Here is an 18,666-nt window from a genome sequence, read left to right on the forward strand (position 1 = left end):
ATTCGTGTTACACTTTTTTACTTTGACGAATTTTAATGAAAAGAGAAAAATCCGAACAAAATAGCATCAGCACACTGCTTAGAGTAGCTGGTTTTATTAAGCCATTTAAATATTTACTAATTCTACAAATTATCTTAAATGCTATATTTTCAGCACTCAGTACGATTTCTGTAACACTTATTCTACCTATACTTGAAATTATTTTTGGCAGCAAATCCGGTCAGGTCAAAGCTGCACCAACCGGCAATCCTCTAAAAGACTGGAGCAATTCATTTTTTGATGGTATTTATTCTCTCATAAATTCTCAAGACCCTTACCAATCTCTTCTAAATATCAGCTATTTAATAATTGCTGTATTTATACTTAAGAATATTTTCAAGTACTTTTCATCGGTTACATCCACAAGACTTGAAGAAAATGTCATTAAATCAATCAGAGACTTGATTTTTTCAAAAATTACAAGCCTTTCGATTGACTTCTTCTCACGAAGTAAACAAGGTAATCTGATTTCTACGATTACAAATGATGTAAATTCTGTAAATTCTACTACTCTCAATTCTTTCACTGTATTTTTAAGAGAAATTATTCAGGTTATACTCTTTCTGTTTCTACTGCTTTCAATATCAGTAAAACTTTCGCTTATTGCATTTAGTACAAGTATTATCAGCCTAATCTTAATCAGAATAGCAATGAAATACCTTCGACGTTATGCTTCAAGAATGCAAACTGCGATGGCAGATTATACTTCCACTCTCTCCGAGACTATTTCCGGAATTCGCGTTGTTAAAGGATATAATGCAGAAGCAACAGCAAACAATAGATTTTTCAAAGATACTTTACAATATGTAAAGTCAGCCATTAAACATAAAAAAATTATTGAACTGATTCCGGTATTCAATGAGATATTTGCAATATTTGCTCTATGTGTAGTTCTGTTTGTTGGTGGCTCAGAAGTGCTTGCCGGAAAAATGGCACCAGAAAAACTGATGCTGTTTCTTTTTGCACTCTTTTCAATAATGTCGCCTATTGCTACAGTTGTAAATTCAGTCTCAAGGTTTCAGCATGGCGTGGTCGCTGCAGAAAGACTTTTTGTAGTTCTTGATGAAATTCCAAGTGTAGTTTCAGGTATTGAAAAAATTGATGAAATTAAAAGTGAAATTGAAGTTCGGGATGTTTCATTTGCATATATAAATAATCCTGTTTTGAATTCAACAAATTTTATCATTCCCAAAAATAAGAAAATTGCATTTGTGGGCTCAAGCGGCAGCGGAAAATCAACGATGCTTGATTTAATTATCAGATTCTACGACCCTCAAAGTGGAAACATATTAATAGACGGGAAAGATATAAAAAATCTTGATGTTATTGACTACAGAGGTCTTTTTGGTATTGTTTCTCAGGAAAATATGCTTTTTAACGATACAATTGCAAACAACATAAGATATGGACTTGAGAATATTAGTGATGAAGAGCTATATAACGCTGCAAAAAAAGCTAATGCTTATAATTTCATTATGAAAATGCCAAATGGTTTCAATACACAAATAGGGGATAGAGGCGTTACTCTTTCCGGTGGTGAAAGGCAAAGGGTAGCAATTGCAAGAGCTCTCGTCCGAAATCCTCAAATTCTTGTATTTGACGAGGCTACTTCAGCACTTGATGCCGAATCCGAAAAAATTGTACAGTCGGCTATCAATGATTCTATGACCGGAAAAACAGCAATCATAGTAGCTCACAGACTTGCAACAATTATTGATTGTGACGAGATTCTTGTATTTGATTCAGGTGTTATCAAAGAAAGAGGAACCCATAAAGAGCTCCTCGATAAAAAAGGCATTTATGCAAAACTTTACGAAATTCAGTTTAAGGGCTGATATTTTATTTAACATCAGGATTGTCAAGCAAAAATTCTACTCGTCCAGCAACTTCATCAAGCAGGCTTTCGTTGTTTGAAAATCCGCGTACAAGGAATCTGACGTGAGAATTTCTGTCAAATATTGCGAGTGTAGGCAAACCGATTACTCCCATTTGCCTTGGAATTACTCCCATTACATCCCGAACTACCGGAAATGTTAAATCATTCTGAACAACGAAACGCTTTAGTGATTCAAGATTGAAATTATCTTTTTCGAGAGTATTAACTGATACTAATTCAACATCAGGACTATCAAAATATAAATTATATAACTCAACAAATGCAGGAAACATTGTTATACAAGGGTCACACCATGAAGCGAAGAAATTGAATACAGCTACTTTGCCGCTTAAATCCCGAAAATCAACGAAAGTTCCTTCGAGGGTTTCAAGTGCATATTGAAACTCATCCTGATCTAAAATTTCATTCAAATATATTTCTTTTTTAATCTCCCTACTCTTTGAAAAAATCGTATCGGCTCTGAGATTGTAAAGTGAATCATTCATATAAAGCAGACTTTTGCATAAATCTCTGTGAATTTCACTTATATTATCGCTTAATTTACCCTTGATTAATGCATCTTCTGACACTTCAAGAGCTTTGGCAGAATCACTCAATGAAATCAACAATTCAATAAATCTTTCATAAATAGATGAATTTGAATTATTCCGTAAAATTTTTATTGCATTTTCATAGTAGGGGACAGCTATTGCCGGCTGAATACTGCTTAAAATCTCGGCTCTGATTTCCTTGATAGTGCCAAGTTGAACATCTAAAATATCCAGCCATTCTCCATTCGAATAAATAATTGGTTTATCTTCAAATTCAGATTTTGACTGTTTAGTGTTGTTATCTTCAGCTTTATTAATTAGTGAGATAAGAAAATCCTGATTACCGGCTGTACTCAGCAAATCTTTTGATTTATAATAAGCATAAAGATTTCTTGCTATTCTTGCATAAGCATATCCCGGTGCATTGGGAATCGAGTCAAGTTTGCTAATTAACTCATCAATTTTATTATTTTGCAAATAACCCGAAATATAAGCTAAAAATATTCTCTCAAGATTTATTGATTTTGGATATTTTCTAAAAAAATCCTCGCAGTATCTTGTAAAAGACTCCAGATTATCTGCAGATGAAATTTCTGAAATCATGAAGTCTTCCGCCATCTCGGAATTTGGAAATCTCTGTACGTAATTTTTCTCAAGCAATTCGGCTTCAACTTTATCATTGATTGCAAAAAGTGCACGGGATTTGCTTCTCACTGCTGATTCATCATTCAAATCAATTCGCTTTTTTGCAATTTCTTCAATTCTTTTCTGAAAATTATCGGAGTTGATTTTCTTTGTATCAAATAAGGTAGTTACTAATCCAAGTTCAGCTGCTAAATTATCAGGATAAAGCATTAATTCCTCTTCAAGTAACTTGATTGCGTTATGAAATTCTGGTAGCCTGTCTATATTAGAACTGATGCTTCCAAGCCTTGCAAGTGCAGCTCTGAGCTTAGCACCGCGCATGGGTTTGAGATCTTGATGGACGAGAATTTCCCAATAAAGTCCGTTATTAATATCAATCTTATCAATATAATCACCTGTTGCGAAAATCTTAAACATTGCATAGACAGCTTTTTCAGGAACTACGAAGCTACCTTTCCAATTGCTTCCGGATTTAATAAGCTGAGTTTCCATACCGACAGGATTAATGTCATTAGCATTAAATATATAATAAACTAAATCAATTTTATCATGATTATTAAATCTTTGATTGCCGGAGAACTGCACATTTACTGTATCACCTGTTTGTGGCAATTCAGGCGTGAAAGTGAGTTCCGAGGAATTTAAGACATAATTGCTGAATATCAGCATGATTGAAATTAAATATTTCATGACAATTCTTTTATTTACTGTTTAAAATTATTTTTTCTTTTAGATATTCGAAAGCATCATCGGGTGAATTCGCATAGACAAATAAATCCAAATCGCTTTTATTAATCATACCCATTTCAACCAGATAATCAAAATTTATAAGATTTCTCCAAAATTTCTCGTTATAAAGCACAATTGGAAGTGGTTTTGTAACTTTCAGAGTTTGTTTTAATGTTAGGATTTCCATCACTTCATCAAGTGTGCCGAAGCCACCCGGAAGTGCCACCAATGCTTTGGCATAATATACGAACCAAAATTTGCGCATAAAAAAATAGTGAAATTCGAAATTTAAGTCAGGTGTGATATAATTATTTGGGTACTGCTCGAAAGGCAAACTAATATTGAGTCCAATATTGGGAGAATTAGCTCTCGACGCACCTCTGTTACCGGCTTCCATCATTCCCGGACCACCACCTGTACAAATATATAATTTTCTTTGGTTTTCCGGTAATGTTTTTGCCCATTCTGCAAGTTTTTCAGCTAAAATAACAGCATCAGAATATGTGCGGGTCATATCATAAGTTTTCATGTGCATGTCAATTTTTTCCTGAATAAATATTTTTTTATCAGGTTCAACACGTGCGAGTTCATCATTTAAGTCTTTCAGCCGAACGTCAAATTCTTCAAGTGATAAAGTGCGGGCTGAACCATAGAATACTATTGTACCGTTTATACCATATTTTCTGAAATATTGGTCAGGGTAAGCATATTCAGACATAATTCTGATTAGTCTGCCGTCTTTAGAATGTATAAATTCTTTATTATCATAAGATTTTTGTGCTTTTTCGAGTCTGCCTTTTGCTACATTATCCGGATTTCTGAATTCCATTTTATTCCTTTATGTTAAATTATTATAGATAGTAACCACCATCAACATTTATGTTCTGACCTGTTATATAACTTGATGCCGTCGAAAAAAAATAAACTGCATCAAAAACATCTTTTATATTACCGTATCTTTTCATTGGAATATTTTCAACTTTTAGGGCAAGTCCGTCCGTTGGAGCTTCATTTTCAATATCAATGCTTCCCGGTGATACTGAATTTACAGAAATTTTTGGCGCCAGGTCTTTAGCAAGTGCCTTCGTAAGTTGAATAACTCCTGCTTTTGATACATTGTACGGAATGCGACCCTTCCAAATTTGAAATGCTCCAAGTGAAGCAATATTTATGACTCGTGAGCCGGTTTTGGCTTTCTCGCTAAATAATTTGGAAATTAGAAAATAAGCTTTCAAATTTGTGTTCATTACCTCGTCCCAGAGCCACTCGTCAGTATTTGATAAATTGCGGGATGAAGGATAAATAGCTGCATTATTCACTAATACTTCAGGATATTCAATATCATTTAATATTCTTTCAAAACCGGCTTTAAAATCATCGAAATTTTTTACATCAGCTTGAAAAATCGTAGCATTAACACCTATACTCTTTATTTCTTTTAAAGTGTGATAGGCGATTTCATTGGAATTATTATAATGAAGTATAACATTCCAGCCTTTGAGAGCGTAATTTAATGCAAGCCCTCTGCCTAATCTTCTGCCGCTTCCTGTAATTAAAATTGATGCCATTTTTTTATTTGAAAAAAAAGTCTTAAATTATACTTTTTAAACGTTTACTTTTGAAAAAAGTTAAAAATATATATGAAAATATTTATAATATTACGTTTTACATTGATTTTGCTTTTATTTGCAGTGAATACTCCTGATATTTTCTGTCAGGGAGATACATACAGAATATTTTTTAAAAATAAAGGAAGCGATGTATTTGAACCTGGAAGTAACTTATATAATGAAACACTTCAGGGCATTTCCGAAAGAGCTTTGCAGCGCAGACTAAAGACAAGAAATGAAAGCAATATTATTTCAATCGAAGATGCACCGGTCAGCAAATTATATCTGAATGAAATAGAAAATGCCGGCGGAAAGATTCTCGCAGTTGTTAAATGGGAAAATTACTGTGTAGCATATTTTAAAAATGAATCAGATGTAAAAAATCTTAACAATCTTGATTTTATTAAATATTACCAAACTACTTCATCTGAATTCAAACTTCTTAACTATGAATCTCCAAAAACTTTAAAATTACATCAAAAAGAAAGCCTCTTGAGCAAAATCAGTATAACAGCTGAAGACACAACCATAAATAAATACGGAGCAATTCAAAATGTAATGGCAATGATTCGTATCCCTGAAGTTCATTCTTTGGGTATTTCAGGCAAAGGTGCTTTGATAGGATTTCTGGATTCCGGCTTCAGACCTGATTCACTGAGCGTTTTGAGAAATCTTCAGATTTTAGATGAGTATGACTTCATATATCGTGATAGCAAAACTTCAAATCAACAATTCGACCATCCACAGCAGGACCATCATGGCACTCAAGTGCTATCAATCGCAGTTGCCAACAAACCTGAGTTTTACCTCGGAGCAGCACCAGAAGCCTCAGTTGCACTTGCAAAAACTGAAAATTTGCATTATGAGCGAAAAATTGAGGAAGATTGGTTTTATGAAGGGGTAGAGTGGCTCGAAGCGTTGGGAGTTGATGTTATAAATGCATCTCTGGGTTATTTTAATTTTGATAGTCTGCAGACATCATATATATTTGATGATCTAACAGGTAATAAAGCTATAACTTCACGAGCTGTAAATAAAGCAGCCGAGAGGGGAGTTCTGTTTATTGTAGCTGCAGGAAATAACGGACCCGGGACAGAGACAATCAATACACCCGCTGATGCCGATAGTGTTCTTGCTGTTGGTTCTGTAAATTTTGATAAGAATGTTTCGAGGTTTAGTTCACGGGGTGGTGATGCTTTGCAGCGTAAAAGACCACACTTGTCAGCACAAGGTGGTGGAGTGCTTGTTGTAAATCCAAATAATGATGAATCGCTTTTTATAAGTGGTGGTACATCGCTGTCTTCCCCTGTGATTTCCGGTGCTGCGGCTCTTATAATCTCTGCTTTTCCAGAAATCAAACCTTATGAATTGAAGGATATTTTATTTAAAAGTGCTGATAATTATCCAGAACAAAACAATGTCACAGGTTATGGAATACCGGATATCTACAGAGCTGTAACTAATTATGGTATCTATATTTCACCTCCTGTTATATACAGCATACATCATTTTAGAAGGGTGCTTGCAAAAGTGAAATATATTGAGCCAATTAGTGAAGTGAGTTTATTTGTACAGTTTTACGGCTCAGGCTTTTTTGATGAATTCAGAATGATTTACGGGGGTGATAATTACTTCTTTGCAGAGCTACCGATTAATTCTTTCAAAATGAAAAATGCATACGCATATATCACGGCAAAATCAGAAAGTAAGAGTAGAAGAATGCCCATTTACGAAGACAGTTTGTTTCCGATTTCTCCTGAAAACCTTGATATTGTACCTTTTGGTTTAACTTTACATAATGATAGGATCAGATACGTAGAGACTGCCGGAAGCTTTGTTTATCCTTCAATAATTCCAAGGTTTTCACGAAGTATTAATCTAATTACTTATTCCGACAGCAACAGCGAGGTGAGAGTATATGCAAATGATTTGCTTGGTAAGGAAATATTTAAGAAAATTATTGATAATCCGGGCATAGGCATCATAGAAACTGAAATTCCGACAAATGATTTATTATCAGGAATTTACACAATCCGAGTAATTTCTTCCGGAAGAAATGAAACTATAAAATTTATAATTTATTAACATTTTAAAAAATATTTCTTGCACAGAAATAAAAATATTCTTACTTTTGTATCTCCCAAGCGGGACGATTCTGAAAAAACCAGTAAGGGGCCCATAGCTCAGCTGGGAGAGCGCTTGAATGGCATTCAAGAGGTCAGGAGTTCGATCCTCCTTGGGTCCACAATTGAAATATATGGAGCTGTAGCTCAGTTTGGTTAGAGCGCCTGCCTGTCACGCAGGAGGCCGCGAGTTCGAGTCTCGTCAGCTCCGCAAAACCCCTTATAAATTTGTAAGGGGTTTTTTATTTTTTATTCCTCTTTTTACTTAAATGAAAACGCAAACTGATTATTATAAAAAGTCCGCTTAGGGAGGCGCTTGGCAAAATTGCCCATAAAAAGTTAATACTATCCTGATGTCCTAGCCATGTTATTGACGGCAATCGTTTGTAATAGGTTAATAAGCCGTATGAATCCATCAAGAGAAAGCAATCGTAACCTTTTGTGTATATTTTATCATCAATTCTATAACGGATTTTGCAGTGTTCAATCTGATAGTAGCTCGAGCCAACTCTGCTTTCAGAGTGTTGAATTCGTTGGTGTGATTTTGTTATTGTGAATTTAGAATAACCAAGATTGCTGTTTATGTCATATTTTAATACTAATATACAAATTGTGATGATATAAAAAGTTATGAAGAAATATCGGACATCTTTAAAACTAAATTTATCATCTTTCAAAACTTTTGCTTTGAAATATATATGATTATTTTTCATATATATGATTATTTTTCATAGAAAGCATGGAAGATTAGTAAATGATTTTACAAAAATAGGGAAAAAATGAGATAAATGAAAAATATTGATTAAATTTAAACAAAACTTTACATTTATCTCATATAATTTGTTAGCTTCCTGCCCAAGAGCTTAGTTCATACTCTTAATTTCAAGTAAAACAACTGTTAGGTACAAACACAATCCAAGACAGCAACCAGCAATCAGAAATGAGGTATTGTTACTTCCTGTGCTTGCAAATAGTGATTGAGCTAATCTGCTAAAAACAAATCCTCCCAATCCCCAGGCAGACATCAAAATACCATAATTCATTCCGAAATTTTTCATTCCCCAGAAACCTTTGGTAAAGGACGGAAATAATGATAAATTTGCTCCGTAATTAAAACCGATTAATGTAGCAATCAAAACAATGATTGATGCTGATGGACTGGTATCCATAATGAAATAACATAGAAACATTAATCCACTTTGTGAAACTAATATTATAAATAAAGTGGAGGATTTTGCCATTTTATCAGACACTACACCTGCAACTACTCTTCCTAAAGCATTGCCAATAGCCATTATAGCTACTGCGATGAAAGCAGATTCTCCCATGCTCGCTTTCGCAATACCGGATATGCTTCCAATGACCATCAAACCGGCTCCGGAACCAATAAAGAATATCACCCACATCAAATAGAATCTCAATGTCTTCAGCATTGCAATCGAATCATATTCTACTTGATTCTTGGGTTGATTTTGAGCATTATTGCTCTTGACTGCTTCTTTAGGAATATAACCGATAGGCGGGTTTTTAAGGAAAAATGCTAAGCCGCTTATAAAAATCAGAAAGACAATTCCGAAAATCATCATAGTACTCTGAAGTCCAAAACCACCTACTAGGAAAGATGCTAAAGGAGCAATAAAAACTGGAGCAAGTCCAAAACCTGATACCACAATACCCGCAATTAAACCCGTTTTTGCTGATGAAAACCATTTTAGCGCCGCAGGAGTTGTGGCTGAATATCCAAACCCAATTCCTGTACCGCCCATAATTCCAAAACCAATAATCCAGAGATAATAATTTGTTGACAAAGATGATAAAATGAATCCTGTCCCAACAAGAAGCCCGCCAATTTTAGCTGTGAAAGAAGGTCCTCTTTTATCCTGCAGTTTTCCGGCAAAGGTCATAGAAAAAGCAAATGCTAAAATACATACTGCATAAGGGTCGTTAAGCGATGCCATGTCGCATTTAAAGCCACTTAAGTCACCTGAATTGATTGACTGAAGAATAGATTCTTTTAATACACTCCATGCATACAGGATACCCAAAGCCAAATTAATTAAAAGACCAATAGATGTTACAAACCATCCTTTGTTTTTTGAATCTGTTAAACTCATTTTATCATTATTTTTGTTCTAAAAATATTTTTAAGGAATTTTGATTTTTTTATAAAATAATATTATTCCTTATTTATAAATAAGCCATATAATCGCATAAAATCAGTATTTAATAAAACTAATTTTCATAATGTGATTATTATAATACAAAAATACAGAATATTTTCTCACTTCAATAAGTGTTTCTGAATATTTTTTAATTTTGATTAAAAAAACTCTTTTTAAAATAAATCAGAATAAATTAATCATTTTTTGGAAAGAGCTTGTTTGATATCTAAAAATTTGTTGTTAAATCTGTAAAATAATCCATCGGAATGAAAATTAGAAGAATCTATTTTTATCATGAATCAATCATAAGCAATGATTAAGAAAATTCATTATACTTGTTCAATTGATGAATACTCAACAAATTCACCTTTCATCACTCTTATGAGGGCATCTTTCAAAGTTTCGACAGATGGCATCTTTACAAGGAAACCATTGGCATTTGCTTTACGAGCAGCGGTTATAAAGCCTTGAGTATTATATTGGCTCAAAAAGATTACTTTCAAATCCGGGTGGAAACGACGTGCCGAGTCCATAGCTGTAAATCCATCAATTCCTGTCATTTCAATATCAAGAATTGCCAAGTCCGGGTGAGTGCGCTTTACCAGTTCGACAAATTCTTCACCATTGTAAATATGAGCCAGTAAAACAGCAAAATCAATCTCATCCAATGCTTTTTCAACAATCAAATGAGTAAGTGGACTATCATCAATTAAGACGACTGTAAATGTATTTGAGTTATCTTTTTCCATCTTTTGAAATATGATAATTAAAGTAAATTCAAAAATACAATAATTTTCTGAGTATTAAAATTTGAAAATCACTTTTTATAGAGTAGTATATACGTAATTTCATCTACGTAGTTATACGTAATTTCTAAGTTTTAAAAAATAAAAATTAGAGTACAATATGAAAATAATATTTTTTATTTCAATAAAAAACACTTACTTTTAAAAATATTATGTTCAAATCTTTTCTAATTCAATTTGAAAAACAAAGATAAAATATTACGATTAGTTAAATTCTTCGGCATATATATTGGTTTTATTGCATTATATTATGTATTCATAAGTTTGGATGATAATGCTGCATTTAAAGCCTATATTAATTTCACAAGCTATATAAGCAGTTTGTTTATTGGTATATTTGACAGTTCGGTCAAGGTCTCTGAGCAGGTAATCCAAGGAAAGTCATTCAATATTATTCTATCATTCGGATGTGAAGGTTCCGAACCAATGGCAGTCTTTACAGCCGGTGTTCTGGCATACTCAGCCAGTATAAAATCTAAATTGTCCGGACTTTCAATTGGACTTGCATCTCTATATTTTCTCAATATATTGCGAATTGCACTACTTTATTTAATTGGCAATGTCTTGCCTTCATCTTTTGACCTATTTCACACGACAATTTTTCCGATAATTTTTATTATTGTTGCTTTGCTTTTCTGGATATTATGGATAAAAAAATCAGCCGATATAAAATCATAAATTTCATTAATGAAACTAAAGAGAAAAAGCCAATACATTATTTTTTTATAATGTTCATTTTAGCTTTTACTCTGTATTTTGGTGCATTCTATGCTGTAAAATCAGTGCATTACAGCATTGTAACCGCACTTTCCAAGTCATTGGTAGAAAGTAATGTAAACAATAAATTTGGAAGCGGCAGACAAGCCAAATTTGATTTTCCTAATGAATCAGATAAGATGGTATTATATACTGCTTATTACCAAAAGCCCAATCCGGATGGCTCAATAACTCAGAAAGCCAATACAATTGATTTGTTTAATGAAGCTTATATTCCACTAATTTTTTTATTAGCACTTTTTTCAGCAACCCCAATTGATTTGAAAAGAAAGCTAATCCGAACATTTATTGGATTTTCTATTATCGAATTATATTTAATGCTCAAAATAGCCGCACTCCTTTTTGATAATTACAGCTACCCTGAATACCAAATTGCTGATTTAAGCGGTATAATCGGTGGAATGGTTTATTATTACAACAAGCTGATTAAATCTGTTGGTACCGGAATCAATTATATTCTTGTGGCAATTATTTGGCTTGCTTTTAGCAACATTATTTCAAAAATTGATATAAAGTAAATGCAAATTTTTTTGATACAAATAATCTGGATTTGATTTCATTATGCATCCAATTAAGTTTTTTTTCATATTTTCGTATATTATTATGAATAAAAATCGGAGATACTATGTTGAAATTTAGTCTTCAAATATCAGGAGCTAAAGCGACCGCTAATTATAGGGATATTTTAAGCCCATATAATTTCGAAAAGGTAGGTGAAGTTGAAATTCCAGATGCAAATGCTGTTGCAATAGCCTTAAACAATGCAGAATATTCTTTTAGAGAAATTATGAAAAATATGCCTGCCTGGAGGCGAGCTGAAATTCTTTACAAAGTATCAGAACAAATCAGTAATGAAAAGCAGCTTCTTGCTGAAATAATTGCAGTTGAAGGTGGAAAACCTCTTAAGGACGCACTTATCGAGGTAACACGGGCTGTAAATACAGTTAAAATGTCCGGTGATTACGCTTTGAACCTGAATGGTGATCAAATTTCAATGGACAGAGCTGCAGGAAGTGAAAATCACATAGCATTTACTATTAAGCAAGGCATGGGTGTTGTGCTTGCTATTTCAGCATTCAATCACCCTGTTAATTTAATATGTCATCAGGTCGCTACTTCTTTTGCAGCTGGTAACAGTGTTCTGGTAAAACCTGCATCACAAACTCCTTTGTCATGTCTGAAGATTTGCTCATATTTTGAAAATGCAGGTCTGGATAGCAGAGTTATTAATGTCATTCCAATTTCAGGAAAAGATACTGAAAATATAATTGGAGATACAAGAATCAAATTTGTCTCATTTATTGGCTCTGCCGAAGTTGGTTGGAATATTCCAAAGCTTGTAGCTCCGGGAACCGGTTACGGACTCGAACACGGTGGAACTGCTGTTGCTGTAGTTGATGACAGTGCAGACCTGGAATTTGCTTCGACAAGTATAGTAAAGGGTGGTTTTTATCACGCTGGACAAGTTTGTGTTTCTACCCAAAATATTTTTGTTAAAAACGATATTTTTGATAAGTTTCTGGAACTTATTAAATATAAAACACTTAATTTAGTGACAGGTAATCCGCTTGATATAAAAACTGATGTAGGACCTATTATTAATTCTTGGGAACATAATAGAATTCTCAGCCAGATTGAAGAAGCTACTCAAATGGGTGCAGTAATTGTGGCAGGTGGTAAAGCTATTTCTGAAACCTGCATCGAGCCAACAATTATGATAAACACAAATTATGATATGAAATTGATGAACAACGAAGTTTTCGGTCCTGTTATTAACATAAATACTTATAATAAACTTGATGATGTTATTTCTGTCTGTAATAAAACTCCATTTTCGTTCCAGAATGCTATTTATACTAAAAATATTGATGCAGCATTGAAATTTGCAAAGAAAATTGATTCAAAAGCTGTGATTATTAATGATTCAACTGCTTTCAGAGTGGATTGGATGCCTTTTGGCGGTGCTAAAGAATCCGGTTTCAGAGTTGGAGGTATTAAATATTCAATTGATGATGTAACTGAAGAAAAATTAATTGTTATTAGGATGCATGATTATGATGCCTGATTTTGTCTTCAAAATTGTAAGTAGTTACAAGATTTCTTTAATAAAATTATTTGGAAGTAAACTAAATAAATTACTACTAAGTGTTGCAGATGAATATTACTTTTATATCTCAAAAGGCGTTATTCATGAAGAAGCAATTACAAAAATCATCAAGAGCAGATATATTGACGATAAAAAAGCAATAGATGATTGCCGCTATTTTGTATTCAACAGAAAACAAAGTATAGACTCAATATATGATGCAAAATATGGAAAAAGTGGAAGATTTATGAGTCAATTATTTAAACTGGTTCAAAAAATATATCTTGATACCGGTCTTGACGACAAAAGAAGAAGCTATGATGAAGAATTGAATGATTCTATGCTTATGCTCAATAAAAATTTTAAAAAAGTTGTATTATATAGCCATAACAAGTATGACACTTGAAGAAATTAGTAGGTATTGCCTGTCACTTCCATTGGTTACTGAGGATGTAAAATGGGATAATGTGCTTTGCTATTCAGTTGCAGGGAAATTATTCTTTGTTGTCAGTCTTGATGAAGTTCCGTGCGGAGCTTCTTTTAAGGTTCCGGATGATGTTTTTGAGGAGTTATCCGAAAATCCTAATTTTATTCAAGCACCATATTTTGCAAAAAATAAGTGGATTAAAATTCTTGATATTGGGAATTTGAAAATTTCGGACAAAGAAGAATTCATCTTGCAGGCTTACAATTTGATCAAGCAGAAACTAACAAAAAAATTGCAGAAAGATATAGATGATCTATTTACAACTATGGTTTAACTTTCCAGATACTGTCCGATGATTTTAAATATTCAGGAAGGGCTGCAGAGCCGTACCATTTATAAATATCGGCATCAAGTAATTTATTCGAGATTGCAGGGTCATCTTTCAGAGAAGATTCAACTTCGCTCAAATTTTCTAAATCAAAAATAAAGATTCCTCTGTAAGAATTATCATTTTTACCAAGTGGTCCGGCAACTATCAGTTTCTTTTCCAGAACCAGTTTATTAATATTATTAAGATGACCTCTGAAACAACTGTCAATAAATTTTTTGTCATCAGTTTTATTCGTTCCGGTTTTCAAAATTACAAAAAAGTAGCTTTTCATTCCGTAATCATCTGCTTTCAATTGCTTCGCCAGAGTGGAGTCATAATTTGGATTGGCCGTCTGACCAAATAATTCAGTATTCTGAAATGACAGGACTATAAATATTATTGAAATAACTTTATTCATTATTAATGATTTACTTCTTCTTAAGTAACATTTTACGGATAGATTCAATGCTTCGTTTTTCGTCTTCCTGATAATGCTGTAGTAGCTGGTCTTGTTTGGAGACGGGTGTAGGTTCTGATTTTGGAGCTATTTCATGTTCTGTGATATTCTTGATGATTGGTGATTCTGATAATAATAAATCTAAAGTTTCGGGTTCTTTTGATTTAACTACACTATAATCTTTTGGTTGCTCGAAACCATCAATTCTTTCCCCTCGCGAAATCATAGTTAATTTTTCTTTTCCGAAAATTTCAAGTAATTTATCGTATATTGTGGCTCTTGTAAAAGGCTTTGAGACAAAACCCGCAACACCATTTTTTACTGCCAATCCAAGATTTTCTACATCGCTCATTGCTGAAATTACTAAAATTGGAATATTCTGAGTTAGTTTGATTTTCTTGAGTATTTTAACTATTTGATGTCCTGAAAGTTCAGGCATTAAAATATCAATAATGATTAATGTGGGTTTATATTCGATAGCGTAAGCAATTCCATCAAATCCGTTTGAAGCAAGATAAGTTATCTTAAAACCATAGCTTTGCATAGTCTTGGACAATATTCTCTGCATCCAGACATCATCATCAATAACCAATATTGAGTAATCTACCATATTAATATATATATATAATTATTATAATTAATCTAATCATTTTTAGTAAAATTCTTGATTTGTAAACCAAGTTCATCTTCATTGCTTTGCATAAAATTATAAGCTGACATGCTGATAGCTTCTTTAATTGCTTTCAGTTCTGTTTTAGCTGCTTGTTTATTCAATTGAATAATTTTGTCATGAACTTCTTTGCGATGAACAGGTACTGATTTAGGGGCATTAATACCAAGCCTTACAACACCACGGTCATAACTCAACACAGAAATTTCAATAGAATTTCCGATTGTTACAATTTCACCTATCTTCCTTGATAATACCAGCATAAATTTTTACCGAAAATTACTTTTTACTTATAATATGATTTGTAGAATACTTATCAGTAGTTAATATTACCTGCTGACCATCCTGAGATTTCGAATTTAATATAATCGGGGCTTTCATATTTGCAGTCATTTGATGATTTTCATCTTCAAGTGTAATTATCACAAATAGCACAAGTTCTTCCTTATCGTGTGATTTTCCAGGATTATATTCCAGGTCTAATAGCCAGGGTGATAGAAGTGGGAAACCTATTTCGGGCTGTTCTAAACTAATCAGCCACTTAAACGGTGCCGATTCCTCTTCGCTGATTAACACAAATTCTCTAAGGTCTTCAAATCCCAGAATACCTTCAGGAAAAATAAATATATATTCTTTTCCAACCGTAATTTCTCCAAAGTGTGGAGTAAATATTACTCTCTCTTTCTGCCTTAAACTCATATTCAGCTACATCCTGTAATTGTTATCGTTTCTGTGCTTATTACAAAAAAGTAAAATTAATAAAAAAAATTATAACAACAAAAATTTATTATGCTATTTTCAATTTTTAAAAACTTTTTTCAAAAAAATCTATTGATAACCTTGGTCACTGGGAGATTCGGGAGTTAATTCTTTTATAGTAATCTCCACACGTCTGTTTCTTGCTTTACCATCTGTTGTAGTATTATCTGCTATTGGCCTTTGAGCTCCAAACCCGCGAATTACCATATTGAATTCAGGAACTCCGTCTCTGATTAACTTATAAGCAACATTTGTCGCTCTGGCTACAGACAAATGCCAATTTGACTCATATTGAAATGTTTTTATTGCATCAGTATCAGTATGACCATCAATAAAAATTTGCTGTTGTGCATCTCTAAGAATAATTGAGATTGAGTCAAGAGCTCCGAGACCTTCATTTCCAACTTCAGCCCTTGCAGACCGGAAAAGAAGCTTTTCTGATAATAATATCCTGATTTCGTCAGAGGACTTAATTAACTCAATATCTCCACGCGAAATAAATTTTGCAAGCAACGATTCGGTCATCTCGCTTATTTCAGCTACGCTTTTCTGTGTTACGGGCGGAAGAATAGGTTCGGGAATTCCCATTTTATGACCTTCAAGGACTCCGTCACCTCCCTGAATTACCATGTTATCCTTAGCTTTGAAATACTCCGAAAATGCTGATGAATACTCTTTAAATTTCTCCATATCAACTTGTGAGGTAGCATAAAGTATAACAAAAAGACCAAGCAGCAGAGTAATCAAATCAGCATAAGTGATAAGGTACCTGTCAGCGCCTACATTGTGCATCGCTCTGTTCTGTGTCCTTTTGTTTTCCTTCAACTTATACTCCTTAATTTATATCTTGTTTATCGTCAAATATTGTTAAAAGTTAAGTTTTTTTCTTGTATAAGCAATAGTAATTACTATGAAAGTGTAAATAAACACTGCGAAACCTAACCAATCACCCAAAATTGAATATATTGTCTTTTCCTTCAGTAACGGCAACTCTTCATATAAGCCAAGTCGTTGGTACTGGGGCAGCTTATTTATACTCCTTCCTGTGGCAGAGATAACTCCCGAGACACCGGTATTTGCACATCTTGCAATATATCTTCGGTTCTCGATTGCGCGAACTGCTGCTATTAAGTAATGTTGTTCAGGTCCGGGTGTATAATCATACCAAGCATCATTTGTAATTATTATTAAAAATTCAGCTCCATTCTGACTTGTATTGGATACAAATTCAGGATAAATACTTTCGATACAAATGATAGGACCTAATGAAGCAGAATCATCTCCAATATTTAATTTAAGGTTTTTCTGTTCTTTGCCAATACCCCATGAAGAAATTCCAACACCCCATTCAAACCATGATTTCATAAACATTATTTTGTCGGCATAGGGGAGACGCTCAGCCATTGGGGTTAGCCTCATTTTTCTATAAGATTCAGGAGCTACTTCAGAATTTGGTTTTATAAGTACTGATGAATTATAAGGCTCGTAATACACACCTTCCTGATTGTCGTCTTTTCTGGCTGTAGCTGTTTTAGTATTTTCATCATAAAATTCAATTTCTGAAAATCCTGTAAAGAGCTGAACATTATTCTTATCCACCCAAAGCTGTAAATATCTTAAGTCATATGGATTATTGACATTTATATATTTAGGGACTGCAGTTTCATTCCAAATCACCAAATCAGGTTTGTATCCTGCTAAAATCAATGAATCACAGATATCAAAATGCTGTTTAATCATTTCATCAACACTCATTTCCCATTTTCTCCAAGGGTTTATTGAAGGCTGAATAATTCCTACTGAAACAATTTTATTGGAAATCATTAATTTTTCATGTTGGAAAGATTGTGTCCGAATTAATCCATAAATTATTGGTAAAATTATAATTGCAATTAGCGATATAATCATTTTTTGTGCAAATTTACTTTGCCTGATTGTATCAATCGAAATATTGAAATCAATATTTCTCAAAATTTGAATTATGATTACATTGAAAAGAACAATCAAAAAGCTTGCACCCCAAACTCCTGTGATATCAATGAATTGAATCCAATAATAATTAAATATCTGAGTGTTGCCTATCGTCAGCCAAGGGTATGAAAATTCTCCAAGATTATGAAGCCATTCAAAGAAAGTCCAGAAAAATGGAAAAGACCATAACGCACAATTCAGAGAAATTCGTTTTTTTACTATAAAAAATAAGCCAAAGGGAATCATAAAAAAGAATGGGTGTACAAAAGCAAGAATTATACTTGATGCTGTAAGGTAGGGGTCACTGTCAGCCTGCCAGCTTCCTATCCACCAGTTTGTACCTGAATGATAAATAAAGAAAGTAATGTAAATTAACAAATATTTTCTTTTATATTCATGCTCCGAAAATTGCATTAATAAAGGGATAAATGCCAGAAAAGACAGAAAGAAAAATGGTATTGGCGGAAATGATAAAGCAAGCATTCCACCTGTTAAAACAGCCGATAAAAAAGGATTTATATTTTTCATTTCAAATTTTCAAAATTAAAAAAGCAAATGTAAGATTTTTTTTTATAAGAAAATAGCTTTTTATAAGTCTATTAGATAAT

Annotated in this window: 19 protein-coding genes and 2 tRNA genes; 9 read left to right on the top strand and 12 right to left on the bottom strand. The window is 33.1% G+C overall.

The window, feature by feature from the left end; all coding sequences use genetic code 11:
• Positions 1–35 precede the first annotated feature (35 nt).
• Complete coding sequence (locus tag KF896_01865; GenBank protein ID MBX3042440.1) at positions 36–1,874, top strand: ABC transporter ATP-binding protein; 1,839 nt, start codon at positions 36–38, stop codon at positions 1,872–1,874.
• Positions 1,875–1,878: 4 nt separating this feature from the next.
• Here the strand turns inward: KF896_01865 and KF896_01870 are convergent, their stop codons facing one another.
• From KF896_01870 to KF896_01880, 3 genes are read right to left on the bottom strand one after another with little or no spacing between them, the layout of a single operon-like run.
• Positions 1,879–3,801, bottom strand: coding sequence for a TlpA family protein disulfide reductase (locus KF896_01870; protein ID MBX3042441.1), 1,923 nt, complete (start codon positions 3,799–3,801; stop codon positions 1,879–1,881).
• Positions 3,802–3,811: 10 nt separating this feature from the next.
• Positions 3,812–4,669 (bottom strand): LOG family protein, encoded by an 858-nt coding sequence (locus KF896_01875; GenBank protein MBX3042442.1) that lies wholly within the window; start codon positions 4,667–4,669, stop codon positions 3,812–3,814.
• A 22-nt stretch (positions 4,670–4,691) separates the two neighbouring features.
• Positions 4,692–5,408 carry an SDR family oxidoreductase gene (locus KF896_01880; protein ID MBX3042443.1) on the bottom strand — a complete coding sequence of 239 codons (717 nt, stop codon included), beginning with the start codon at positions 5,406–5,408 and terminating at the stop codon, positions 4,692–4,694.
• Positions 5,409–5,480: 72 nt separating this feature from the next.
• On the opposite strand from KF896_01880, the gene KF896_01885 reads away from it, so the two are divergent.
• From KF896_01885 to KF896_01895, 3 genes are all read left to right on the top strand, one after another.
• On the top strand, positions 5,481–7,535 hold the full coding sequence (locus tag KF896_01885; protein ID MBX3042444.1) for a S8 family peptidase: 2,055 nt from the start codon (positions 5,481–5,483) through the stop codon (positions 7,533–7,535).
• 87 nt (positions 7,536–7,622) lie between these two features.
• A tRNA-Ala gene (locus KF896_01890) sits at positions 7,623–7,695 on the top strand.
• Between the two features lie 14 nt (positions 7,696–7,709).
• Positions 7,710–7,784: transfer RNA gene (locus KF896_01895), tRNA-Asp, on the top strand.
• Positions 7,785–7,815: 31 nt separating this feature from the next.
• Here the strand turns inward: KF896_01895 and KF896_01900 are convergent.
• The 3 genes from KF896_01900 to KF896_01910 form a co-directional block, all read right to left on the bottom strand.
• Positions 7,816–8,286 carry a hypothetical protein gene (locus KF896_01900; protein MBX3042445.1) on the bottom strand — a complete coding sequence of 157 codons (471 nt, stop codon included), beginning with the start codon at positions 8,284–8,286 and terminating at the stop codon, positions 7,816–7,818.
• Between the two features lie 150 nt (positions 8,287–8,436).
• Positions 8,437–9,687, bottom strand: coding sequence for an OFA family MFS transporter (locus KF896_01905; GenBank protein MBX3042446.1), 1,251 nt, complete (start codon positions 9,685–9,687; stop codon positions 8,437–8,439).
• Positions 9,688–10,064: 377 nt separating this feature from the next.
• The gene (locus KF896_01910; protein MBX3042447.1) at positions 10,065–10,484 is read right to left on the bottom strand and encodes a response regulator transcription factor; all 420 of its coding nucleotides are present in this window, start codon (positions 10,482–10,484) and stop codon (positions 10,065–10,067) included.
• Between the two features lie 234 nt (positions 10,485–10,718).
• Here KF896_01910 and KF896_01915 point away from each other — a divergent pair, with 234 nt between their 5' ends.
• The 5 genes from KF896_01915 to KF896_01935 all read left to right on the top strand — a co-directional run bounded on the left by KF896_01915 (position 10,719) and on the right by KF896_01935 (position 14,165).
• Positions 10,719–11,219, top strand: a complete 501-nt coding sequence (locus KF896_01915; GenBank protein ID MBX3042448.1) for an archaeosortase/exosortase family protein — start codon at positions 10,719–10,721, stop codon at positions 11,217–11,219.
• On the top strand, positions 11,186–11,836 hold the full coding sequence (locus KF896_01920) for a hypothetical protein (GenBank protein MBX3042449.1): 651 nt from the start codon (positions 11,186–11,188) through the stop codon (positions 11,834–11,836). The genes KF896_01915 and KF896_01920 overlap by 34 nt, the downstream gene beginning before the upstream one ends.
• Positions 11,837–11,943: 107 nt before the next feature.
• Positions 11,944–13,383 carry an aldehyde dehydrogenase family protein gene (locus KF896_01925; GenBank protein MBX3042450.1) on the top strand — a complete coding sequence of 480 codons (1,440 nt, stop codon included), beginning with the start codon at positions 11,944–11,946 and terminating at the stop codon, positions 13,381–13,383.
• A complete protein-coding gene (locus KF896_01930; GenBank protein MBX3042451.1) occupies positions 13,373–13,810 on the top strand; it encodes a hypothetical protein in 438 nt (145 codons plus the stop codon). Before KF896_01925 ends, KF896_01930 begins: the two co-directional genes overlap by 11 nt.
• On the top strand, positions 13,800–14,165 hold the full coding sequence (locus KF896_01935; protein MBX3042452.1) for an MmcQ/YjbR family DNA-binding protein: 366 nt from the start codon (positions 13,800–13,802) through the stop codon (positions 14,163–14,165). The genes KF896_01930 and KF896_01935 overlap by 11 nt, the downstream gene beginning before the upstream one ends.
• On the opposite strand, the gene KF896_01940 is transcribed toward KF896_01935, so the two are convergent.
• From KF896_01940 to lnt, 6 genes are all read right to left on the bottom strand, one after another.
• Positions 14,155–14,601, bottom strand: coding sequence for a hypothetical protein (locus KF896_01940; GenBank protein MBX3042453.1), 447 nt, complete (start codon positions 14,599–14,601; stop codon positions 14,155–14,157). The genes KF896_01935 and KF896_01940 overlap by 11 nt on opposite strands.
• A 28-nt stretch (positions 14,602–14,629) precedes the next feature.
• Positions 14,630–15,268: a response regulator gene (locus tag KF896_01945; GenBank protein MBX3042454.1), complete on the bottom strand. Its 639-nt coding sequence runs from the start codon at positions 15,266–15,268 to the stop codon at positions 14,630–14,632.
• 32 nt (positions 15,269–15,300) lie between these two features.
• Positions 15,301–15,591 (bottom strand): carbon storage regulator CsrA, encoded by a 291-nt coding sequence (csrA, locus tag KF896_01950; GenBank protein MBX3042455.1) that lies wholly within the window; start codon positions 15,589–15,591, stop codon positions 15,301–15,303.
• A 16-nt stretch (positions 15,592–15,607) separates the two neighbouring features.
• On the bottom strand, positions 15,608–16,027 hold the full coding sequence (gene fliW, locus KF896_01955) for a flagellar assembly protein FliW (GenBank protein MBX3042456.1): 420 nt from the start codon (positions 16,025–16,027) through the stop codon (positions 15,608–15,610).
• Between the two features lie 129 nt (positions 16,028–16,156).
• Positions 16,157–16,912, bottom strand: coding sequence for an OmpA family protein (locus tag KF896_01960; protein ID MBX3042457.1), 756 nt, complete (start codon positions 16,910–16,912; stop codon positions 16,157–16,159).
• A 42-nt stretch (positions 16,913–16,954) separates the two neighbouring features.
• Entirely contained in the window at positions 16,955–18,586 is a 1,632-nt protein-coding gene (gene lnt / locus KF896_01965) for an apolipoprotein N-acyltransferase (protein ID MBX3042458.1), read from the bottom strand.
• Positions 18,587–18,666 lie beyond the last annotated feature (80 nt).

The organism is Ignavibacteriota bacterium (assembly GCA_019637995.1).
Lineage (GTDB): Bacteria > Bacteroidota > Ignavibacteria > Kapaibacteriales > UBA2268 > JANJTB01.